Origin of the sequence: Lacticaseibacillus jixianensis (genome assembly GCF_003946485.1) — a bacterium.
Lineage (GTDB): Bacteria > Bacillota > Bacilli > Lactobacillales > Lactobacillaceae > Lacticaseibacillus > Lacticaseibacillus jixianensis.
Genome location: NZ_RHOJ01000004.1, coordinates 1 through 21,733, shown reverse-complemented (window position 1 = coordinate 21,733; position 21,733 = coordinate 1). Strand labels below are relative to the sequence as shown.

General features: G+C 58.3%; 18 protein-coding genes. 10 read left to right on the top strand and 8 right to left on the bottom strand.

Annotated elements, in window-relative coordinates:
- Positions 1 to 122 precede the first annotated feature (122 nt).
- From EKM85_RS02865 to EKM85_RS02850, 4 genes are read right to left on the bottom strand one after another with little or no spacing between them, the layout of a single operon-like run.
- Positions 123 to 1,424, bottom strand: coding sequence for an ABC transporter substrate-binding protein (locus EKM85_RS02865; RefSeq protein WP_125584765.1), 1,302 nt, complete (start codon positions 1,422 to 1,424; stop codon positions 123 to 125).
- A gap of 9 nt (positions 1,425 to 1,433) precedes the next feature.
- Positions 1,434 to 2,255 (bottom strand): carbohydrate ABC transporter permease, encoded by an 822-nt coding sequence (locus EKM85_RS02860; RefSeq protein ID WP_125584764.1) that lies wholly within the window; start codon positions 2,253 to 2,255, stop codon positions 1,434 to 1,436.
- 12 nt (positions 2,256 to 2,267) lie between these two features.
- Positions 2,268 to 3,161: a carbohydrate ABC transporter permease gene (locus EKM85_RS02855; protein ID WP_125584763.1), complete on the bottom strand. Its 894-nt coding sequence runs from the start codon at positions 3,159 to 3,161 to the stop codon at positions 2,268 to 2,270.
- Positions 3,151 to 4,212, bottom strand: coding sequence for an ABC transporter ATP-binding protein (locus tag EKM85_RS02850; protein WP_125584762.1), 1,062 nt, complete (start codon positions 4,210 to 4,212; stop codon positions 3,151 to 3,153). Before EKM85_RS02850 ends, EKM85_RS02855 begins: the two co-directional genes overlap by 11 nt.
- 514 nt (positions 4,213 to 4,726) lie before the next feature.
- On the opposite strand from EKM85_RS02850, the gene EKM85_RS02845 reads away from it, so the two are divergent.
- Positions 4,727 to 5,290 carry a GNAT family N-acetyltransferase gene (locus EKM85_RS02845; RefSeq protein WP_125584761.1) on the top strand — a complete coding sequence of 188 codons (564 nt, stop codon included), beginning with the start codon at positions 4,727 to 4,729 and terminating at the stop codon, positions 5,288 to 5,290.
- 157 nt (positions 5,291 to 5,447) lie between these two features.
- Here EKM85_RS02845 and EKM85_RS02840 read toward each other — a convergent pair whose 3' ends face one another.
- Together EKM85_RS02840 and EKM85_RS02835 are read right to left on the bottom strand one after the other, a co-directional pair.
- The gene (locus tag EKM85_RS02840) at positions 5,448 to 5,963 is read right to left on the bottom strand and encodes an LURP-one-related/scramblase family protein (protein WP_125584760.1); all 516 of its coding nucleotides are present in this window, start codon (positions 5,961 to 5,963) and stop codon (positions 5,448 to 5,450) included.
- Positions 5,947 to 6,849: a Cof-type HAD-IIB family hydrolase gene (locus EKM85_RS02835; protein WP_164510639.1), complete on the bottom strand. Its 903-nt coding sequence runs from the start codon at positions 6,847 to 6,849 to the stop codon at positions 5,947 to 5,949. The genes EKM85_RS02840 and EKM85_RS02835 overlap by 17 nt, the downstream gene beginning before the upstream one ends.
- A gap of 86 nt (positions 6,850 to 6,935) precedes the next feature.
- Between EKM85_RS02835 and EKM85_RS02830 the strand changes: the two genes are divergently transcribed.
- From EKM85_RS02830 to tsaE, 3 genes are all read left to right on the top strand, one after another.
- Positions 6,936 to 7,619 carry a uracil-DNA glycosylase gene (locus tag EKM85_RS02830; protein ID WP_125584758.1) on the top strand — a complete coding sequence of 228 codons (684 nt, stop codon included), beginning with the start codon at positions 6,936 to 6,938 and terminating at the stop codon, positions 7,617 to 7,619.
- A gap of 84 nt (positions 7,620 to 7,703) precedes the next feature.
- The gene (gene pta / locus EKM85_RS02825) at positions 7,704 to 8,681 is read left to right on the top strand and encodes a phosphate acetyltransferase (RefSeq protein ID WP_125584757.1); all 978 of its coding nucleotides are present in this window, start codon (positions 7,704 to 7,706) and stop codon (positions 8,679 to 8,681) included.
- 323 nt (positions 8,682 to 9,004) lie between these two features.
- The gene (tsaE, locus tag EKM85_RS02820; RefSeq protein ID WP_125584756.1) at positions 9,005 to 9,460 is read left to right on the top strand and encodes a tRNA (adenosine(37)-N6)-threonylcarbamoyltransferase complex ATPase subunit type 1 TsaE; all 456 of its coding nucleotides are present in this window, start codon (positions 9,005 to 9,007) and stop codon (positions 9,458 to 9,460) included.
- A 44-nt stretch (positions 9,461 to 9,504) separates the two neighbouring features.
- Here tsaE and EKM85_RS02815 read toward each other — a convergent pair whose 3' ends face one another.
- Positions 9,505 to 10,041: a 3'-5' exonuclease gene (locus EKM85_RS02815; RefSeq protein ID WP_125584755.1), complete on the bottom strand. Its 537-nt coding sequence runs from the start codon at positions 10,039 to 10,041 to the stop codon at positions 9,505 to 9,507.
- A 1-nt stretch (position 10,042) separates the two neighbouring features.
- Entirely contained in the window at positions 10,043 to 10,810 is a 768-nt protein-coding gene (locus EKM85_RS02810; RefSeq protein WP_125584754.1) for an exodeoxyribonuclease III, read from the bottom strand.
- Positions 10,811 to 10,928: 118 nt separating this feature from the next.
- Between EKM85_RS02810 and murB the strand changes: the two genes are divergently transcribed.
- From murB to EKM85_RS02780, 6 genes are all read left to right on the top strand, one after another.
- Positions 10,929 to 11,825, top strand: coding sequence for a UDP-N-acetylmuramate dehydrogenase (gene murB, locus EKM85_RS02805; RefSeq protein WP_125584753.1), 897 nt, complete (start codon positions 10,929 to 10,931; stop codon positions 11,823 to 11,825).
- A gap of 28 nt (positions 11,826 to 11,853) precedes the next feature.
- The gene (locus EKM85_RS02800; protein ID WP_125584752.1) at positions 11,854 to 13,974 is read left to right on the top strand and encodes a cation:proton antiporter; all 2,121 of its coding nucleotides are present in this window, start codon (positions 11,854 to 11,856) and stop codon (positions 13,972 to 13,974) included.
- 650 nt (positions 13,975 to 14,624) lie between these two features.
- Positions 14,625 to 15,488: a DUF3737 family protein gene (locus EKM85_RS02795; protein ID WP_125584751.1), complete on the top strand. Its 864-nt coding sequence runs from the start codon at positions 14,625 to 14,627 to the stop codon at positions 15,486 to 15,488.
- Positions 15,485 to 16,660 carry a MalY/PatB family protein gene (locus tag EKM85_RS02790; protein ID WP_125584750.1) on the top strand — a complete coding sequence of 392 codons (1,176 nt, stop codon included), beginning with the start codon at positions 15,485 to 15,487 and terminating at the stop codon, positions 16,658 to 16,660. The genes EKM85_RS02795 and EKM85_RS02790 overlap by 4 nt, the downstream gene beginning before the upstream one ends.
- A gap of 11 nt (positions 16,661 to 16,671) precedes the next feature.
- On the top strand, positions 16,672 to 17,487 hold the full coding sequence (locus EKM85_RS02785) for an aldo/keto reductase (RefSeq protein WP_125584749.1): 816 nt from the start codon (positions 16,672 to 16,674) through the stop codon (positions 17,485 to 17,487).
- Between the two features lie 162 nt (positions 17,488 to 17,649).
- Positions 17,650 to 21,733 (top strand): BspA family leucine-rich repeat surface protein (locus EKM85_RS02780; protein ID WP_125584748.1); only part of this gene is annotated, 4,084 nt, incomplete at its 3' end.

Genomic DNA, 21,733 nt, shown 5'->3' with positions numbered 1-21,733 from the left:
GTCACGTGGCGGGCATACGGCCGTCTGAGTCCTTCGGTGATGACGGGCATGTAATCGGGCTTGCGAATTTTGGCCGAACAAAAAGAGCCGACTGCTCAGCCGACTCTTCTTGGAAAAGCTGTTTACTTCGCGTCCTTCAGGATCGTTTCGGTCTTCTTTTGCAGGGCGCCCATGGCATCTGCTGGCTTCGTGTGCTTAGTCGTCATCGAATCAACGGCATCCAGCAGATCGTTGCGGTACTCGGTGAAGCCCTTGAACGCAGTGGATTGGAAGCCGGCGTCCAGAGAATCAACGGCCGCCTTGTTCACTTCGTGCTGCTTCAGGTAGGACTGGAAGGCAGAGTCTTCCACCGCCGACTTGCGCAGCGGCACGTAGCCCGTCTTTTCGGCCCACTTGATGGTTTCCTTCTTGGAGGTCAGGAACTTCATGAAGGCCCAAGCGCCTTTTTGCTGATCCGTGGAAGCGGACTTGAACATGACCAGATCGTTGCCGGCCAGTTCGGTCGCTTTTTTGCCCTTGTAGGAAGGCACCGTGGTGGTGTTCCAGTCAAAGCCCTTTGGTGCGTTTTGCTGCATCGAGGAAACGCCCGCAGAGGAGCCAATGTAGAAGAGAGTCTTACCAGAGGTGAAGTTCTTGTCGCCGTAAATATCTTCACCGGCGGTCTTGGCTTCACCGTCTTGCAACATGTTGAAGATCATGTTGGTAACTTGCAGGGTCTTCTTGGAGTTCAAGTTCGCCTTCAGGTCTTTGGAGACTAAAGCGTTGCCGTTCTGGCGAGCCAGTGCTTCAAGTTCCATGTCGAATGAGGCATCGAAGCCGACAGCTGCCACGCCCTTGCTCTTAAGCGTCTGACCGAGCGTTTGCAGCTCTTCCCAGCTGGTTGGGACCTTGTTGACCCCGAGCTTCTTCATCAGTGCTGGCTGGTAGTACATGATCCGGGTCGATTTAGAAAACGGCATGGAGTAGTACTTACCCTGATACTTCGAGCTGGAGATAAAGGCCGGGTAAATATCCTTCAGTGAGCTTTGGCTCAACTTGTCGCTGCCTTTGAGCATGTATGGGTCCAGCGGGGTGATGAAGCCGTTGGAGACATAGTCAGGGACGGTCGTGTAAGTCGTTTGCGCCATGGTTGGCAGGGACTTTGATTTGGCCCCCGCCATGATCTTTTGCTGCAGGGCGGTGTAGTTGCCCTGCGCGGTGCCTTTGACGACGTACTTGCTCTGGGACTTGTTGAAATCGGCAATGATCCCGTCGAGCGCAGTCTTGTAAGGGCCGTTCATGCCGTGCCAGAAAGTGATCGTCACTTTCTTGTCACTGGTGCTGCTTTTGCTTGAAGAATTTGAATTGCCGCAAGCAGCCAGGGTCAGGCCGACTAATACCGCGGCTGCCCCAATTAATGATTTGCCCCAAACACTCTTTTTCATGAGATGAACTCATCCTTTCAATCCAGCTTTAGAGATACCAGCAATAATGTACTTCTGCAGGAACATGTAGACGATGACCATGGGAATGATCACGAACGTCGAGGCCGCCATCAGCAGCTGATACTGCGTGCCAGCGTCGGTCGTGAAGGCTTGCAGCCCGACCGGCAGGGTCCGCATGTGCTCGCTGTTGGTGACGATCAAAGGCCACATGAAGGAGTTCCACGAGCCGATGACCTCCAAGACGGTGACGGCGGTGATGGTCGATTTGCTCATCGGCACCAGCACCGTCCACAAATACTTCCAGTCCGAGGCGCCATCCATTTTGGCAGCGTAATAGATTTGATCAGGCGTGGACTGGAAGGTCTGACGCAGGGTGAAAACGGTGAAGAAGCTGGCCAGCCAAGGGATGATCAAGGCGCCGTACGTGTTGACCAGGCTCAACTTCGACAGGGTGACGAAGTTGGGGATGATCAGCATTTCGCCGGGGATCATCATGGTGCCCAGGAAGATCATGAACAGGAAATTCTTGCCCCAAAACCGCAACCGCGCAAAGGCGAACGCGGCCAGGATGGAGGTCAGCAGTTGGCCGACCGTCGTGACCACGGTGACGATCACCGAGTTGATGAAGTAGCGCGCGAACGGGGCGGCGTGAAACGCCGTCACGTAGTTGTGCCACCGCAGCACCTTAGGGATCCAGACCGGCGGGACCTTAATGGTTTCCGGACCGGACTTCAGCGAGGTGGAGATCATCCACAGGAAGGGGACCAGCATGGTCACGGCGCCCAGGATGACGATCAGGTACAAAAGGACGCGACTAATTTTTTTTGCCATGGCAGCGCCCTCCTAGTAGTGCACGTGCTTGCGGGAGTACCACAATTGCACGAGCGTGACGAGCAGGATCAAGACGAAGAGAACCACTCCACTGGCGGCAGCGATCGGGTACTTGTACTCGGTGTAGAACTTCTCGTACAGGTAGTAGACGATGGTCAGATCGGCCTTCCCGGGGCCTGGAGTGCCCTGGAACAGGGCAAAAATCTGATCAAAGACCTTGAACGAGCCGATCACCCCGTTGACCGATACCAAGAAGGTGATCGGTGAGATCATGGGGATCGTCACGTTCCAGAACCGCTGCCAGGCGTTAGCCCCGTCGATCTCGGCCGCTTGGTAGTAGCCTTTGTCGATGTTGTTGAGCCCGACCAGAAACAGGATGATGTTAAACCCAAGGTTCTTCCAGATGCTCATGATGATGAGCGCCAGCAGGGACCAGTGGGGATCGGTCAGCCAGTTGATGGGGTGCAGGCCCACCAGGCTCATGAAGTAATTCATCAGCCCGTAGTCGGAATGGTAGATCCAGTTCCACACCATCGCGATCGCCACGGTCGACGTGACAAACGGGAGAAAGTACACGGTGCGGAAGAAGCCGGACAGCCATTTGATCTGGTTGAGCAGCAGCGCGATCACCAAGGACAGGACCACGGTGATCGGCACCACGCCCGCCACGAAGATCAGTGTGTTGCGGACGGCCAGGTGGAAGTCGGGATCGTTCCACAGGTACAGGAAGTTGTCCAGCCCCATGGCGCTGACCTTGTCGGTGTAGAAGTTGTACTTCGTGTACAGGCTCATGAGCAGCGAGGAGATGATCGGCCAGATGTTGAACACCAGCGAGATCACCAGCATCGGCAGCAAGTACAAGTAAGCCTTAAGGGATGATTTTAGCGTTGGCTTCTCATTCAGCATGGGCATCACCGCCAAAGATCAAAGCCCCTTGGTCGTCGAACAGGAAGAACCCCGCTTTCGTCAGGAAGAAATCGCCTTCCGTTTGATCGGCGGGCAGGCCAGCCATTTCGGTTGAAAGGAGCGTCTCCCCGTTGTAGGAAAGGTTGGCAGTCGATTCGCGGCCGTACTTGGCGGCTTGCACGAGCCCGGCGTGGATCGTGGCGACCATGCCTTGGCCGTTATCGAACGGCACAATGGCCTCACTGCGGATCCCGGCGGTCTTGGCCCTAGCCAGCACGCTGGCCGGCACCGTTGCCACCAGGTCGGCTTTCAGCGCCTCGGCGGGCACCGTGTTGATCACGGGTTCACCGATGAACTTAGCCACAAACAGGTTGGCCGGCCGCTCGTAAAGGGCGGTGGGCGTTGAGAACTGCTGGATCGTGCCGTGCGCTAGTACCATGATGTTGTCCGAGATGTGCAGCGCCTCGTCCTGGTCGTGGGTCACGAAAATGGTCGTGACGCCAGTTTCCTGCTGGATGCGCCGGATCTCCTGGCGCATTTCGATGCGCAGGCGGGCATCCAGGTTGGACAGCGGCTCATCGAGCAGCAGCAAGGACGGCGCCTTGGCCAACGCGCGGGCAATGGCCACGCGCTGCTGCTGGCCGCCGGACAGGCCGCCGGGCTTTTTGTCCAGCTGGTCGTCGACGTGCACGAGCTTTGCGAGCTCCTCGGCGCGCTTGTACCGCGCCGCCTTCTTCACCTTCTGCATCTTGAGCGGGAAGGCGATGTTGTCGCGGACCGTCAAGTGCGGATAAAGCGAGTAGTTCTGAAAGACCATGCCGACTTTGCGCGCCAAGGCGTCCTTTTTCGTGACGTCTTCGTCGCCGAAGTAGATATGGCCTGAAGTCGCCGGCAACAAGCCGGAGATCAGGTTAAGGGTCGTGGTTTTACCCCCGCCGCTTGGCCCCAGTAGGGAAACAAGGGTACCATCAGGGATCTCAAAGTTCAGATGCTTGAGGGTATCTTTCTTTCCGTCGTAGGACAAAGTGACGTCTTTAAACGTTACTTTCAACCCAGTTACGCTCCTTCAACTGTTTTCGCGTGCCGCCACTGCCATGAAGCGACACTAGTCACATCGTAGCAAATAACGGCCTTAGTCACAAGATAGAGTGTCATGACAATGCCGACTCACAAGATATGGCAGACAAGAGGTATTTCTCTGTTTCTATCGCTTTTATCGAATAAAGGGTGCTTCTTCGCGCTTTGACGAGTGGGAGCCATCAAAGCGGGATTTTAAAACTCTTTGACCATTTTTGCTAAACCCGCGCGGCGGCCATTCGCGGTCAAAATAATAACAAGAGGAGAAGCGGCTTATGCTTGTCATCAAAATTTTTGCCGACTTTTGGAACGGATTTTAACTATCTGGCAGACAACTGGCCGCCGGGTGGACTTTGCCAATAATAAAAACCTATCCTGGCGGCGCTTGGCGGCGCGGCCAAATTTGGTATACTAGGGTGGTTCTGATCGGCGCTCAAGGAGGGGAAGTTGCGGCCGCGTCGATCAGCATTTAGCTGGCCGCAACCCACATGATCCGTCCAAGTAAACCCGAGGACGCGGCGCAAGTCGTGCCACTCATTGATCTCGTTTTTGAAGAAATGGAGATCCCCACGTTGATGAAAATGGCCAAGCCCGACCTCTACAAGGTCTTCGAGCAGGCCTTCCTGCTGCCCACTTACCGCTACGGGTACCCGCAAACCACCGTGCACGTTGGCGCCCGCGGCGTCGATGGCATCCTCGTCGGCTACCCGCACGAGCTTGAGGCCCACATTGACGACGCGTTTAAGCCGCTGCTGCCAAGCGTTGGCCTGCCGGTCGATCACGAACTGTTTCCGGACGTCGAGACCGATCCCGGCGAGTGGTACATCGACACGCTGGCGGTCGCCGAACAGGACCAGCGCCACGGCATCGGCACCGCGCTTTTGCAAGGCATCGAGGCCCCGCTCAAACAGCGCGGGGTGACGCTGCTTTCGTTGAACGTCGATCAAACTAACCCGCACGCCGAGCAGCTGTACCGCAAGGTCGGCTTCACCAAGACGCGCGAGCTGATGATCGGCTCCCACCGCTACAACCACATGACCAAGAGGATATAAGTAAGAGGCTGAGAAACAAAGCGGTTTTAGCCCAAAACGCAGGCGTCCCGCCATCACGATTCTTTGAATCGCGGTGGCGGGACGTTTGCGTGTCTGGGCGTTGCTTTGTTGAACGCGACTAGGGCGATTGTGGCTCGCGCATTTTTTGAATGCCCGCTTAAACCGTCGTGCCGTAAGCCAGGCTGCCGCGCGTCAGCGGGTTGGCCAAGTGGACGAAGCGCCACCGGTCGAGCACGGCCGCGACCAGCAGGCCGGCGTGGACGTTGCGCGGGTCGGCGATGTCGATCTTGAACGTGGTCGAGGTCGCGGCGCCGACCGCGGCGATCGTCGTCACGGTTTTGACGCCGTGGTAGATGTGGTACTCGTTGGCTAGCAGGTTGCCGAAAATCAGCCAGTTGAGGTCGCTCACGAAGACGAACTCGTGCCACACGCCCAGCATTTTCTTGACGCTCCCGGCTTTTTGCCCCGCCAGGAACAGGTCGTAGCGCGGCGACACGCCCATAGTCTTCTGCCGGATCTCGCCGAGCTCCTGGCCGGAGATGGTGTGCAGGTTGAAGCTGTCGTTGGTCAGGCCGTGGCGGCCGTTCAGGATAAATGCAGGCTGGGAGTGGTCGTCTTTGACCACGGTCATGCCTGAGTCATGCAGTGACAGGGCATCAATGTAATACAGCATCGCGTTCGCCGCCTTCCTCCTGCTGGTTCAGCAGGATGGCCTGGTGGATCGCCTGGGCGACCCCGTCGTCCGTGTTTTTGCCGGTGGTGCGCCAAGCAAGCGCCTTGATCTGCGGCACCGCGTTGGCCATCGCCACGCTGTACTTGGCCATCCGGATCATCGACTCGTCGTTCAGGTTGTCGCCAATGGCCATCACTTCGGTCATCGGGATCTGCTTGAGCGCGGCGTAGGCGGCCAAAGCCGGCCCTTTTTGGGCGTCCTCGGCGTTGATCTCCAAGTTGTTCTCGCCGCTTGAGGTGACGGCCAGGCCGCCCAAGGCCAGCAGGCGCTGCTTCAGCGGGGCCAGTGCCGCTTGCCCGCCATCAGCGAAGACCACGACCTTCAAGATCTCGGGGTCTGCCGCCAGAAAGGTGCGGTAGTCGGTGACGTACTTGGTGAACAGGTACTTGATGTGCTCCTCGGCCTTGGCCTTCGCCTCGGCGGCGGTAAGCCCGGGCTGCATGTGCTTCATCGCGCGCGTCATATCATTCAGCCGGTGCGTGTAGGAATTGGAGACGACCCCGTCGGCAATCACTAGCTCGCAGTAAAAACCGGCGGCGTCGATCGCGTCAAGGACGCGCAGCAGGCGCTCCTTGGCGAGGGGCACGTGCACCTTGATCTGGCCGGTCTCGTTGTAGACGAGGCCGCCGTTGATCGTGATGTAGGCGGGCTTGAGGCCGTGCCGGTCCAGCCGGGGCTTGGCCTGCGGCAGGTTGCGCCCGGTGGCGACGATGAACTCGATGCCCGCTTGTTGGGCATCACGGATCGCCTGGGCGTTGCCTGCAGATACTTCAGAGTCAGCGTTGAGCAGGGTCCCATCCAGATCGGATGCGATCAGTTTGATCATGACATTCCCTCCAATCACCGCAATTCTACCATAAAAGCGGATGCAAAGCGGGCGCGGCTTGAGTACACTAGAGCGGGAGGCTGAGAATGAAAACATTGATTCATAACGACTGGCAGACTGTGCTGGCCCCGGTGTTTGCCGGCCCGGAGTACGCGCGGCTGCACCAGTTTTTGAAAACAGAGTACCAGACGCAAACCATTTATCCGGAGATGCACCACATCTTTCAGGCGTTTGAATGGACGCCGTTTGACCAGGTCAAAGTGGTGATCCTCGGCCAGGACCCCTACCACGGGCCCAATCAGGCGGTCGGGGCCAGCTTTGCCGTGGCGCCGGGGATCCCGCTGCCGCCGTCTTTGCAAAACATCTACAAGGAGCTGCAAGACGACCTGGGCTATCCGCCGGTGCGCCACGGCTACCTCAAAAGCTGGGCCGAGCAGGGCGTGCTGCTGCTCAACGCGGTGCTCACCGTGCGGGCCGGCCAGGCCAACTCGCACCGCGGCCAGGGCTGGGAGACGCTGACGGACGCCGCCATTGCCGCCTTATCGGACCGCGGCGGGGTGGTCTTCATCCTGTGGGGCAGCGCGGCGCGGGCCAAAAAACAGCTCATCGACCTGAGCAAAAACGCGGTGGTCGAGTCGCCGCACCCGAGTCCCTTGTCGGCTTACCGCGGCTTTTTCGGCAGCCGGCCGTTCTCGAAGACCAACGCGCTGTTGGCCAAGATGGGCGAGGCCCCGATCAATTGGCAGCTGCCCGCAACGCCGGAAGCATAATTTAGGTGCGAGCGCGTAAAAAAATTGCTATGATAGACCCTGAACGTTGTATGCGCTAACATTTTGGCTAATGGAGGGATAACGTTGGACTTAATTCAGAGCTTGGAGCAAAAGGTCAAAGGCAAGAACTACCGCATTGTTTTTCCTGAAGGAACTGATCCCCGAGTGCTCGGCGCGGCCGTGCGGCTGGCTGCCGACGGCTTGATCCAGCCGATCGTGCTGGGGACGGCAGACGCAGTGGCCGCAGTGGCCAAGGAGAAGGGTTTCACCCTGAGCAAGGTCATCATTCGCGACCCGCAAACGGATGCCATCCTGCCGCAAATGGCCACGGCCTTCTTCGACCGGCGCAAGGGCAAGGCGACCGAAGAACAGGCGACGGCCATGGTTAAGGATCCGAACTACTTCGGCACGATGCTGGTCTATATGGGGGAGGCCGATGGCATGGTCTCCGGGGCGGTGCATTCGACCGCCGACACCGTGCGCCCGGCGCTTCAGATCATAAAGACGCGCCCCGGGGTCTCGCGGACGTCCGGCGCGTTCATCATGCAGCGGGGCCGCGACGAGCGCTACCTGTTTGCGGACAACGCGATCAACATCGACCCGGACGCGCAGACCCTCGCGGAGATCGCCATTGAGTCCGCCAAGACTGCCAAGCTGTTTGACATTGATCCGAAAGTCGCCATGCTCAGCTTTTCCACCAAGGGCTCGGCAAAAGCCCCGCAGGTCGACAAGGTGGTCGAAGCGACGGCGCTGGCCCAAAAGCAGGCGCCGGACCTGGCCCTGGACGGCGAGCTGCAGTTCGACGCCGCCTTCGTGCCGACCGTGGCCAAGCTTAAGGCGCCGGCGTCGAAGGTCGCCGGCAACGCGAACGTCTTCATCTTCCCTGACCTGCAGTCTGGCAACATTGGCTACAAGATCGCACAGCGCCTCGGCAACTTCGAGGCCATTGGTCCGATCCTGCAGGGCCTGAACAAGCCGGTTTCGGATTTATCGCGCGGCGCCAACGAGCAGGACATTTACCAAGTGGCCCTGATCACCGCGGCGCAGAACCTGATCGATTAATTATGCTAAAATAGCGGTAGTCATTTGGACCGCAGAGCAGTTAGAAGGTGCGCAGAGTTCGCGTACTTAGCGGGATGGGTAGCCTAGCTCAGCGCCTTACCGCCGTACTTTGGCGGTGAGGCGCTGAGCGTAGCTAGCCACTCCCGCGTTGCGAACCCGTAGCCCAGTTAGAAGGTGCGCAGACTTGGCGGTTTTAGCGGGATGGGTAGCCTAGCCCATGGCATTGCCGCCTGGTCTTGGCGGCGAGGCCGTGAGCGTAGCTAGCCACTCCCGCGTTGCCAAGTCGAAGCCCAGTTAGGCCAATCAATCGTTGGAGGCGAAGGATGAAATTCGATAATGAAACGGCGCTGCAGGCGTTTGCGGCGCAGGTGGCGCCGCACCTGGCGCCCGGCGACGTGCTGCTGCTGGACGGCGATCTGGGCGCTGGCAAGACCAGCTTCACCAAGGGCCTCGCGCGCGGCTTAGGCATCACCGATTACATCAAAAGCCCGACCTTCACGCTGATCCGCGAGTATCCGGCCGGCCGACTGCCGCTTTACCACATGGACCTGTACCGGCTCGAAGACGGTGGGGCCGGTGATTTGGGCCTGGAAGAATACTTCGAAGGCGACGGGGTTTCGGTCGTCGAGTGGCCCGATTACTTAGGTGAGGCCCTGCCAGACGGGTACCTGCTGATCCATTTTCTCAAGGATGATTTCGATGATAACAAGCGCACCTTGACGTTTGAAGCCGTTGGCCCGCGGGCGCAGGCGCTGCTGGCCGCACTGAACGTCGCTTAACGCAAAACATCCCCACCCAAAACCTTGGGCGGGGATGTTTTGCGTTAGGCCGTCATCTTTAACATGGGCATTAAGGCGGCCGTACCGAACTGGTGGGCCTGGGCGATCAGGATGCGCGCGCAGGCGTAGCTGTCCTGCAGGGCGTTGTGGTGGTGCGCCAGGGGGATGTGCATGGCCGCGCTGACCGTGTCGAGCCGGTGGTTCGGCAGGTTCGGCATCAGCTTCTTGGCCGTCCGCACCGTGTCGATCACTTGGTAGTGGGGCACCGCGATCTCGTAGCGCTCAAGCGTGCGGCGCAGCACCGAGACGTCGAAGGGCGAATTGTGCGCCGTCACCAGCTGCGTGGGCGTGAAAAAGCTTTGGATGTGCGGCCACACCGCCGGAAACGTCGGCTGGCCGACCACCTGCGCCGCGGTGATGCCGTGGATGCGCACGTTTTGCGGTTCAAACGGGGCTTCCGGGTCGATCAGCGTGTAAAAGGAATCCGTCACGCGGTCCGCGCGCACCACGACGATGGCCAGGGAGCAGGCACTGGCCCGCTGGCGGTTGGCGGTTTCAAAGTCCATTGCGATAAAATCCATGTCAGTCTCCTAATAAGTCTGCAGTCTCAAGTTCAACCGGGCAGTGGTCCGAGCCCATGATCTCGCTATGGATCTTGGCGTCCTGCATGTAAGGCACGAAGTCGGCGCTGCCGACGAAGTAGTCGATGCGCCAGCCCGCGTTGCGCGAGCGGGCGTTGAACCGGTAGCTCCACCAGGAATACGCGTCGGTCAGATCCGGGTAAAAGTGGCGGAAGGAATCCGTGAAGCCGGCGGCCAGCTGGGCGGTGAAGTCCTTGCGCTCCTCGTCCGTAAAGCCCGCGTTGTGGTGATTGGACGCCGGGTTTTTCAAATCGATCTCGTGGTGGGCGACGTTCAGATCGCCGCAGTAAACCAGTGGCTTCTTGGCGGCCAGCTGCTTGGTGTAGGCGAGAAACGCCTGGTCCCAGCCCTGGCGGTAATCCAGGCGCTTGAGCTCGCTTCCTGAGTTCGGGGTGTAGACCGTCATCAAGTAGAACTTGGGGTACTCCAGCGTGATGACGCGGCCCTCGTCGTCGTATTCAGGCACGCCGATGCCGTAAGTGACGCTTACCGGCTCGTGCTTGGTGAAAATGGCCGTGCCCGAATACCCCTTGCGCTCGGCGTAGTTGAAGTACTGGTGGTAGCCGGGCAGGTCCAGCGTGGCCTGGCCTTCCTGCATCTTGGTTTCCTGAATGCAGAACCAGTCGGCGTCTAGGGCGTTGAATGTGGTCATAAAATCGTGCTTCAAAACGGCCCGTAAGCCGTTAACGTTCCATGAGATCAACTTCATAGTGGTTGCCTCCGTTCGTATTGCCCTCAGTATATAAGAAAAAGGCGTCCGCCTCAAACCGCCACCCGGGGGTTTGTATGTTAAAATCAAACGGTAATTTAATCCTGGGAGGCAGATCATGACGGCAGCCGTTATTGATGGCATCACGATTTTAAACAACGAACCCCTGAGTAAATACACCTTCACCCGCACCGGCGGGCCAGCCGATCAGCTGGCGTTTCCGCACACGGTGGCCGAGGTCCAGGCGCTGGTTCAGTACGCCGATGAGGAAGGCCTGCCGCTCACGGTGATCGGCAATGCGTCCAACCTCATCGTGCGCGACGGCGGCATTCGCGGGCTGACCATCATTTTGACGGCGATGGACCACATTGAAGTCAGCGGCGATCAGGTGACGGCCCAGGCGGGGGCGCGGCTGATCGACACGACCGAGGCCGCCTACCGGGCAGGCCTGTCGGACTTTGAGTTTGCGTGCGGCATTCCGGGCAGCGTTGGCGGAGCGGTTTACATGAACGCCGGGGCGTACGGCGGCGAGATCAAGGACATTTTGACCGCGGTGGTCGTCCTCACGCCGGCCGGTGAGCTGCGGCACTACGACAACGCGGCCATGGCGTTTGCTTACCGGCGCAGCTTGGTTCAAGAAACCGGTGACGTGGTCCTGGAGGCCACGTTCCAACTGACTCCAGCGCCCAAACCCGATATTCGGGCCCGCATGGACCGGCTCAACGCGCGACGCGCCAGCAAGCAGCCGCTGGAGTACCCGTCGTGCGGCTCGGTGTTCAAGCGGCCAAAGGGGCATTACGTCGGGCCGATGATTCAGCAGGCGGGACTGCAGGGGCACAAGATCGGCGGCGCGCAGATCTCAATGAAGCACGCCGGGTTCATCGTCAACATCAACCACGCCACCGCGACGGATTACATGGCGATGATCCGCTACGTGCAAAAAAACGTGCTGGCCAGATTCGGGGTCCAGCTGGAGCCTGAGGTGCGGATCATCGGCACCGAGGAGGCCCTCTAAGCCCCGCTTTTGAAAGGAGGCGCTGCCGATGCAGCTTGTAGAAGCCGTACTGCTCCTGATCGCACTGGTGATCGTCTCCAATGTGATCAGTCATTACCTGGTGGCCGTTCCGGTCTCCCTGATTCAAGCAGCGCTTGGCCTGGCGGCGGCGCTGTTTTTCAGCTTGAGCTTGGACATGGAAACGGACTGGTTCATGCTGCTGTTCACGGCGCCCCTGCTGTACAACGACGGCCGGCGCTTTCCCAAGCGCGAGCTCTGGGAGCTGCGCGGGGCGATCGCGGGTAACGCCATTTTGCTGGTGTTCATCATCACCTTCCTGGGCGGGTTCTTCCTGCACTGGCTGGTGCCGGCAATGCCGCTGGCGGCCAGCTTCGCCTTGGCGGCCATCCTCGCGCCGACGGACCCGATCGCGGTCCAGTCGCTGGCCAGCCGGGTGCACCTGCCGGCGGGGCTCATGCACCTGATCGCCGGGGAAAGTCTGATCAACGACGCCAGCGGGTTGATCGGGTTCAAGTACGGCATCGCCGCGGTGATGACCGGCACGTTCGTGTGGACCCAGGCCATCGGCGATTTCGTCTACATCGCCGGCGTTGGGGCCTTGGCCGGGGCGCTGTTGATGGGGCTGATCAACCTCCTGCGGCTGTGGCTGCTGCAGCAAGGCATCAACGACACCATTTTGCACGCGGTGCTTCAGCTGATCACTCCGTTTCTCATTTACCTGCTGGTCGATGAGGTGATCGGCGCGTCCGGCGTCATTGCCGTGGTGGTTGCGGGGCTGTTGACCAACGCGAGCGGCAACCGCTTCATCTCGGCGCTGCCGGAGCTGCGGATCGTGACGGAGAAAACCTGGGACATCGTCGTCTACGTGCTCAACGGCCTGATTTTTATTCTGCTGGGCCTGGAGCTGCCGGTCGCGATGCGCGCCACCATTCAAAGCCGGGCCGTTTCGACCTGGCAGGCCCTCATGGACGTCGTGCTGGTCTACCTGGTCATGCTGGCCATTCGCGTCGGCTGGACCTACGGCTACATGCGGCTGACGGCGTGGCAAAAGGCCGAGGCTGACCGGCCCAGCCTGCACTTGGCGCTGTTAAACGGGATCGCCGGGGTGCGCGGGGCAATTTCGCTGGTCGCGGTGCTGGCGATTCCCGTCCTGTTGCCCAGCGGTGCGCATTTTCCCGAGCGGGCGCTGATGTTGTTCATTGCCGCCGGCTACATCGTGCTTTCGATGATCGTCGCAACGGTGCTGCTGCCGATCATGACGCAAAACCGCACGCCGCTGAAGCTGCGCGGCTCGGCGATCGAGGACGATGACGACGGCGACGACGAGCCGCAAGCGGCCCCGGGCGGCGTCCGCCTGCTCGATCAGGCGCAGGCCCAGCGCTACCTTTATCAGATGGCGGTGCGCAAGCTGGAAGGCGAGCGGCGCGAGGACAACCAAAAGCCCGTGCTGGATCTGATCGACGAGTACCAGCACCTGCTGCGGCGCCTGGATCTGCAGGCGGATGACAGCGGCGAGCTGCCGCCGTTCGTCCAAGACGAGATCGACCTGCGCGCGGTGGGCGTGGCCGGTGAGCTGGCGCGGCTGGAAGAGCTGCATGCGGCCAATCAGGTCAGCGACCGCGTTTACCAGAAGACCAAACGCCGGCTGCACACCCGCGAGAACTCGCTGGTGGCGATGGCTCAGAACCACGGCCGCCTGACCTGGTCGGACGTGCTCGCCCGCGCCAAGGCGGCGCTGCCGCACTGGTGGCACAAGGTCGCGGCCGAACGGCTCGGCCAAACCGGGGAACCCGAGCGCCTGTTTGTCGAAAAAGAAATCGCCAAGGGCGGCCTAAAGACGCTCAGCGAGTACCTGCGGCAGCCGGAGCACCGCAAGCGCCAGTTCAACCGGCAGGTGATTTACGCGCTGATTGTGCAGTACCGCGGCCGGATCGCGACGGCCAAGGCGAATGCCAACCGTGCGCACAAGTCGGTGCAGTACGAGCAGGAAATGGCGCGACTGCGCACCTTGGCGCTTGCGGCCGAGCGCACGGCGATCCACGACCTGCTGGAGCAGGGCCACATCACCACCGGCACCGCGCAGCGCCTGTCGCAGATCGTGAACTACACCGAAAACGCCGCGACCCTGGCTGCTTTGGAAGAGGCCTAACGCCGCATCAATAAAATGATAGAATAGACAGGTAAGCGGGTTCACCGAGCAAGGAGGGTGAATCCAGGCTGCCTGTTTTTTTGAAGGTGCGCAGGGGCGACGCACTTAGCCCGACGGCCAGCCTAGCATAGGGCATTGTCGGCGTACTTAGCCGACGAGGCCCTATGCGTAGCTGGACGCTCGGGCGTTGTCGCCCCGGAGCCCAGTTAAGCCCAAGGTGCGCAAGGTTCGCGCACTTAGGGGGACAGCCAGCCTAGGCCGAGGCATTGCCGGTGATCTTTGCCGGCGAGGCCTTGGCCGTAGCTGGATGCTCCCCCGTTGCGAACCGGAAGCCCAGTTAGAAGGTGCGCAGGGTTCGTGCACTTAGCGGAATGGCTAGCCTAGGTTGCGGCTTTACTCGCAAAGCGAGTGAAGTTGCGACCGTAGCTAGCCACTTCCGCGTTGCGAACCGGAAGCCCAGTTAGAAGGTGCGCAGGGTTCGCGCACTTAGCAGGTCAGCTAACCTAGGTCACGGATTTACCCGCAAAGCGGGTGAATCCGTGACCGTAGTTAGATGTACCTGCGTTGCGAACCCGGAGCCCAGTTAGGCCCCGCCCATCCAGCGCACTTCAGCCCGCCTCACACCAGGCAGCCACAAGGGGGATGCAGACATGGAAACCATTCAAGATCAATTTTTCGACGGCGAGCGGCCGCTGTTCGGCAAGCAAGACGCGCGCCTGATCCGCACGACTTTCGGCGAGGGCGAATCGCCCCTGAAGGAGAGTCGCAACATCACCTTGCGCGATAGCACGTTCACCTGGAAGTACCCCTTGTGGTACAGCAAGCACATTGACGTGATCAACACGATCTTTGAGACGATGAGCCGCAGCGGGATTTGGTACACCGAAGACATTTCGCTGCGCAACTGCAGCTTTCAGGCGCCCAAGCTGTTTCGCCGCAGCCGCCACATCACGCTGCAAAACGATCACTTCGCCCACGCCGAAGAGACGCTGTGGACCTGTGCGGACATCGACATCGAGAACGTGGACGCGTGCGGCGATTATTTTGCCAAGGACAGCGAGAACATTTACGTCGACCACCTGAACCTCATCGGCAACTACGCCTTTGACGGTTGCAAGTACGTCGAGGTGCATAATTCGACGCTGGTCACCAAGGACGCCTTTTGGAATTGCGACAACGTCACGATTTTCGATTCGGTGCTCTCCGGTGAGTACCTCGCCTGGAACACGAAGCACCTGACGCTGGTCAACTGCACCATCGCCAGCGACCAGGGCCTGTGTTACTGCGACGACCTGACGCTGAAAAACTGCCGGATGATGCAGACGGACCTCGCGTTTGAGTACTGCACCAACATCGACGCCGAGATCACGACGCCGATCCTCAGCGTGAAGAATCCGCTTTCTGGCAAGATTCACGCGCAGGCCATCGGCACGCTGATCCTCGATCCCACCAAGATCGACCCACGGCAGACGCAGATCACTTACGCCAATCAGCCCAAGGTGGTGACAGAATGACTCAGTTTGACCAACAAATCGACCGCACCGGCACCAACTCGATCAAGTGGGCCGTCAAGCCCGGCGAGTTGCCGATGTGGATCGCGGACATGGACTTCAAGACGGCCCCGGCGATCATTGCGGCGATGACCAAGAAGGTCCAGTTCGGCGTGTTCGGCTACGAGGAGCCGCCGGCCGCGTACTTCACCGCGGTGGCTGACTGGTACGCTCAGCAGCACGGCGCGCGCCCCGAGCCGGCCTGGATGCTGTACTGCACCGGCGTGATCCCGGCGGTGTCCTCGCTTGTGCGGCGACTCTCGCACCCCGGCGACAACGTCGTGGTGCAGGCCCCGGTGTACAACATGTTCTACCACTCGATCGAAAATAACGGCCGCCACACGCTGTCCTCGGACCTGGTTTACGACGCGGCGGCTGGCCGGTACCACATCGACTGGGCGGACCTGGAGCAAAAGCTCGCCGCGCCGCTCAGCACCCTGATGATCCTGTGCAACCCGCACAACCCGATCGGCAAGGCGTGGTCAAAAGCCGAACTGACGCACATCGCGACCTTGTGCCTGAAGCATCACGTGGTGCTTTTGTCAGACGAGATCCACGGCGACCTGGTCTTCGGGGCGCCGGCCTACACGCCGGTGTTCGCCTTGCCCCAGCCGCTGCGGGACAACGCCGTGATCTGCGTGTCACCGTCCAAGACGTTCAACGTCGCGGCCCTGCACGCGGCCACGGTCATTGTGCCGGGGCAGGCGCTGCGCGACTCCGCGACCCGTGCGCTCAACAACGACGAGCTGGCCGAGCCGAATCTGCTGTCTTTGCCCGGCAGCATCGCCGCGTACACGCAGGGGGCGGCCTGGCTAGCGGCGCTCAAGCAGGTGCTGGCGGCCAACCGCGCCCACGTCCAGGATTTTCTGGCCGCCAAAGTGCCGCAAATTCGGCCGGCGTTTGAAAACGCGACGTACCTGCTGTGGCTGGACATCTCGGCGCTGGGCACCACCAGCGATGCGTTCTGCGCCTTTCTGCGTGAACACACCGGCCTCATCCTGTCTGCGGGCGGCGAGTACCGCGGCAACGGCGCCCAGTTTATCCGCATGAACATCGCCTGTCCGGCCGCCATGCTGGACGACGGCCTGGCGCGGCTTGCGCGCGGAACGCAATTGTTTTTGGAACAAAATCAATAGGAGGCATTACAATGGCATCTTCGATTTTGACTGAAACGTATACATTGGCAAATGGGGTCAAGATCCCCAAGGTCGGCTTTGGGACCTGGCAGATCCCCCAGGACCAGGCGCAAGAAGCTGTGGCCAACGCGCTGATGCTGGGGTACCGCCACGTCGACACGGCGCTGGCTTACCGCAACGAACAAGGCGTGGGTGAGGCCATCCGCGAATCCGGCATTCCCCGCGAGCAGATTTTCCTGACCACCAAGCTGCCGGCCGAGACCAAGACTTACGAGGGCGCTAAGCAGGATTTTGAGACCTCGCTGAAAAACCTCGGCCTGGATTACGTCGACTTGTACCTGATCCACGCGCCGTGGCCATGGGCCAAGCGCGGCAACTACGACAAGGAGAACAAGGACGTCTGGAAGGCCATGGAGGAGATCTACCAAAGCGGCCGCGCCAAGGCCATCGGCATCTCTAACTTCGGCGTGCCGGAGATGAAGAACATCTTTGACGGCGCCACCGTTAAGCCGATGGTCAACCAGATCCAGTACCACGTCGGCTACACGGAAAAGCCGATCACCAAGTTCGCCGAGGATAACGGCTTGGTCGTTGAAGCCTACTCCCCGCTGGCCACCGGCCGCCTGCTGCAGGATCCGGACCTCACGGCGATCGCCGAGCAGTACAACGTCTCCATCGCCCAGCTGGCCATCAAGTTCTGCCTGCAAAACGGCGTGCTGCCGCTGCCAAAAGCGACGCACCGCTTCCACGCTCAAAGCAACGCCGAGCTGGACTTCACCATCAGCGACAAGGACATGGACAAGCTCAATCAACTAGAAGAAGAATAAATCTAACACGAATCACGTCTTTGCGATTAGGCCGCTGCCTCCGGGGAGCGGCCTTTTTGTACCCCAGCCCGTTTGGGTGGACAGGGCATACAGGCGACCATTTAAAATTAATATTGTAGGGAGTTATGAAACTAATAAGCATAAACGAAAGGAAGTGCATCGATGAGTCAATCGGAGCGGCGCAAAAGCCGCGTGGCGGCTTCACTGGGCCTGACCGTGTTGATGAGTTCAGTGGTCTTAGGGGGGATGGGGCCAGTCCTCACCCACGCGGCCACGAACACTGGACGCAAGGACCCGGAAACAAGTGAGGTGGCCTCGCAGTTCACCGTCCCGGATAGTCCCAGTGACGCGGTGAGTCAGCTGCCAACTGGACAGCAGGCGGCAGCCGCCACCGTGGAAGAGGGTGAGGAAGCAAAGCCGGTGGAAGGGCAACCAGCTGAGGAAGCTGGCGCTGAGGGCGATACCGCAAGTGGGGAGAATACTACTCCAGGCGAAACCCCTGCGCCAGACACAGCACCAGAAAGCACGCCGGGTGAAGGCACTGAGACCAGCCCTGAAGGTCCGCCTATAGTCCCGGAAGCTGAGACGTCGGAGGCGCCAGAGCCAGCAGAAGGTGCAGCCGCTGCCGCCGAGGATGAAGCGGAAGTGGCAGAAGTCAAGGCGGACGAAGAAGGCACTTGGGGCACCGTGCCTTGGCGGCTGGAAGATGGGGTGCTGACTTTAGAAAGCGGGGAAGGGGCTGACACGGGCAGGGTGTCACCGTGGATTAACATATCTAACCAAATCGAAAAGGTAGTTGTGGCTGGGCACGTGGTTGCACCAAGGGATGCTAGCTGGCTCTTTGATCGGTTAGGGAACGTCAAGGCTTATGAAGGATTAGAGAACCTAGATTTGAGCACCACTGAGGATATGTCAGATTTCTTCTATGGTAATTTTAGTTTAGAAGAAATAGACGTTTCAAGTTGGGACGTTTCATCCTGTCTCAACTTCGACGGATTGTTTTCTTATTCCAGTTTAAAGACGCTCGATCTGTCTTCTTGGGCGACAAATCCCGAAGCCTCTTGGTTCAATTCGTTTGCCTCTATGAATCAATTAGGAACTGTCAATTTATCGGGCATTCACTCGAACAGTTCTCAAGCTTCATTTGCCGGAACATACTCTGAACTTGAAGAGCTTGTGTTGGGTGATGAGACCAAACTAAAGGAATTCCCCACTCCAGGTGGTGCGAAATGGCTGGGGGACTCAACTAGCTTCAGCTTTGTTGACGAGTATCCTGGCGGTCATGCCGACACTTATCGGTTGGTGGTTACGAATCAGGGAACTTGGGGGACGGTGGCTTGGCGTCTCGAAGATGGTATCTTGCATTTGGACGAGGGTGAAGGGAAAAATACAAATTATCAATCTCCTTGGGGGGTAATTGCCGACCAAGTTGAACGGGTTGTTGTAGATGGCGATATTGTGATGCCAACGAACGCTTCTAACCTGTTTGCAAACTTTACTGCGGTTACGGCATACGAAGGTCTCGAGAAGATGGATATGAGTCAGGCGGGGAGCTTAGATCACCTCTTTTATAATAATCAGAGCTTGCAAAATCTTGATGTCGCCAGTTGGAATGTTACTAACTGTGACTCTTTTTACTCGATGTTTGCTAGAGCGGGTATCCAGAACTTAGATCTTTCGAGTTGGCAGCCAAAACAAGACGCGAATTTCCAATCTGCCTTCGAATACATGATCCAGTTAGGAAGTGTGAACCTGTCGAGCCTTAGCATGACTTCACCGCAGTCTGTATTATGGGGTGGGTATGACAGGCTTGAAGAGCTTGTTCTCGGTGATCAGACTTTGCTAAAGGATGTTCCCACCCCAGACTATAAGGAATGGCGTGGGGTTAACTCCAGCCATAGCTTCAAGGATGAATATGAAGGTGGTCATGGCGATACCTATCACCTTGTATGGTCAACCGAAGCTGAAACTGGTACTTGGGGCACTGTGCCATGGCGCTTTGAGGAAGGCGTGCTTTATTTAGAAGGCGGGGAGGGTGCTGAGACAGATTTGTGGTCACCATGGAGACATTTTTCAGATGCGGTGTCCAAGGTAGTCGTCGAGGGGAAAATTAATGCTCCCCAAGATATATCGTACCTCTTCGAAGACTTCACATCTGCTACCAGCTATGAGGGTCTGGAAAACATTGATACAAGTCGAGTTGAAAATATGTCTGGCGTATTTTATAACAACTCGAAACTGAGTAGTGTAGATTTGGCTGATTGGGATGTTTCGCATGTAAAGAGCATGGGGCAGATGTTTGATGGATCAGGCCTAGTGAGTTTGGATTTGTCTCAATGGGCCCCTAACCCTAAGGTGGACGTTACCCTTGCGTTTGGCAGCATGAGCAATCTGAGAGAGTTAAACTTGTCTTCCTTCAATCTGGACGACTCGGCGGATTTCGGAGACGGAACTGACCAATTGGAGGTTTTGATTTTAGGTGATCGTACCCTTCTCTGTGGGATACCTAACGTAAGCGGAAAGAACTGGGTCGGTGAGAAGACGGGTCATTCATTCTTCCAAACATACGGTGGTGGCCATGCAGATACTTACCGCCTTCAAGATGCGACAATGGAAGGCGAGTGGGGGTCGGTGAACTGGCAACTGGAGGATGGAATCCTAAGCCTGAATGAAGGTGTTGGGACAGATACGCATGGGGAATCTCCGTGGGCATCCATTAGGGAATTGATTGATGAGGTTGTGATTAATGGCAAAGTCGCTGCACCAGTTGATAGTAGCCGGCTCTTCTATGACTTACGTAGTGTTATTTCCTACGTAGGGTTAGAGCACTTGGACGTGGGCGCAGTCCAGAGCATGAACTCAATGTTTGGATACAATGTGAACGTGCAGAGTTTAGACGTTTCCAACTGGGATACGAGCAACGTGAAAACAATGTATGGAACATTTGAGGACTGCCATCGCTTGGAGCAGCTTCCGATTGAAGCGTGGGATGTTTCTACTGTTGATGACATCTGCTATTTCCTTTATGGCACCAACTTATCGACCTTAGATTTGAGCGGCTGGCAATACGCTGGAAGGTACAGTAACTGGGCATTCGAAGATATGGAGAATCTTCGTGAACTCGACATCTCCAACTTTGACACCCCCACTAATGCGTCGATGTTTTATGGTAATTCAAGCTTGGAAGTTCTGACTCTCGGCGCAAATTCCAAAGCTCGCGGTCTCGATCGGGAGGATGGCAAAGTTTGGCAGGGCGAAAAGACAGGACATCAATTTAGCCATTCATACGGTGGTGGGTATCCGGATACATACAGATTGGTTGAGGACAAGGTCCATTATCTGAAGGTTGACCTGATAGACGAGGACCTTGATCGGAATGTAAGTTATGACCTGGTTTATGGCCAGGTTGGCGATGAGATATCTGTTAAGGAGTTATCTTTGCCTTCTGGTTATGAGTTAGTTGATAAAGATCAGATTCTCACCATTCTTGAAAATGATTCGCCGAATTCTTGGGAGATGCCTGCAACAACCGTTGCGATTCGTCAGGTGCCAAAGACCACAACGCGGACGATCATACTTGTTGGTCACCCCGATGGGGATCGGGAGGTCAAACAGACAATTAAGTGGAACTGGGATTGGAAAGCAGAGTCCTTAGAGAATCTTAGGTTGGTTTACCTCCCGCAAAGTGGCTATGAGGCCTATCAGGTGCCGGTGATGGAAGGCTACAAAGCCAATTTTGAAGTGGTCGAGGCGAAGTCGTTCGATGGTGAGTACACTGAGTTACCTGAGGATGAGTTATTCGTCGTGACTTACGAAGCTGAATCACCCGTTGACCCCGATCCGGACGACTCCAGTGAACCGGAAACGACAGAACCGCCAGTTGACCCGAATCCGGGAGAATCGGGAGAGCCAGAACCGCCAGTTGACCCGAATCCGGGAGAATCGGGAGAGCCGGAACAGCCAGTTGACCCGAATCCGGGAGAATCGGGAGAGCCGGAACCGCCAGTTGACCCGAATCCGGGAGAATCGGGAGAGCCGGAACCGCCAGTTGACCCGAATCCGGGAGAATCGGGAGAGCCGGAACCGCCAGTTGACCCGAATCCGGGAGAATCGGGAGAGCCGGAACCGCCAGTTGACCCGAATCCGGGAGAATCGGGAGAGCCGGAACCGCCAGTTGACCCGAATCCGGGAGAATCGGGAGAGCCGGAACCGCCAGTTGACCCGAATCCGGGAGAATCGGGAGAGC

Bases quoted from the DNA above. Each gene is read 5' to 3' on its own strand.
- tsaE (WP_125584756.1), top strand. From the start codon at position 9,005: ATGAAATTCGATAATGAAACGGCGCTGCAGGCGTTTGCGGCGCAGGTG.
- EKM85_RS02835 (WP_164510639.1), bottom strand. From the start codon at position 6,849: ATGATCAAACTGATCGCATCCGATCTGGATGGGACCCTGCTCAACGCT.
- EKM85_RS02800 (WP_125584752.1), top strand. From the start codon at position 11,854: ATGCAGCTTGTAGAAGCCGTACTGCTCCTGATCGCACTGGTGATCGTC.
- EKM85_RS02785 (WP_125584749.1), top strand. From the start codon at position 16,672: ATGGCATCTTCGATTTTGACTGAAACGTATACATTGGCAAATGGGGTC.
- EKM85_RS02790 (WP_125584750.1), top strand. From the start codon at position 15,485: ATGACTCAGTTTGACCAACAAATCGACCGCACCGGCACCAACTCGATC.
- EKM85_RS02855 (WP_125584763.1), bottom strand. From the start codon at position 3,161: ATGCTGAATGAGAAGCCAACGCTAAAATCATCCCTTAAGGCTTACTTG.
- EKM85_RS02845 (WP_125584761.1), top strand. From the start codon at position 4,727: ATGATCCGTCCAAGTAAACCCGAGGACGCGGCGCAAGTCGTGCCACTC.
- EKM85_RS02830 (WP_125584758.1), top strand. From the start codon at position 6,936: ATGAAAACATTGATTCATAACGACTGGCAGACTGTGCTGGCCCCGGTG.
- EKM85_RS02810 (WP_125584754.1), bottom strand. From the start codon at position 10,810: ATGAAGTTGATCTCATGGAACGTTAACGGCTTACGGGCCGTTTTGAAG.
- EKM85_RS02840 (WP_125584760.1), bottom strand. From the start codon at position 5,963: ATGCTGTATTACATTGATGCCCTGTCACTGCATGACTCAGGCATGACC.
- EKM85_RS02860 (WP_125584764.1), bottom strand. From the start codon at position 2,255: ATGGCAAAAAAAATTAGTCGCGTCCTTTTGTACCTGATCGTCATCCTG.
- EKM85_RS02795 (WP_125584751.1), top strand. From the start codon at position 14,625: ATGGAAACCATTCAAGATCAATTTTTCGACGGCGAGCGGCCGCTGTTC.
- murB (WP_125584753.1), top strand. From the start codon at position 10,929: ATGACGGCAGCCGTTATTGATGGCATCACGATTTTAAACAACGAACCC.
- EKM85_RS02815 (WP_125584755.1), bottom strand. From the start codon at position 10,041: ATGGATTTTATCGCAATGGACTTTGAAACCGCCAACCGCCAGCGGGCC.
- EKM85_RS02865 (WP_125584765.1), bottom strand. From the start codon at position 1,424: ATGAAAAAGAGTGTTTGGGGCAAATCATTAATTGGGGCAGCCGCGGTA.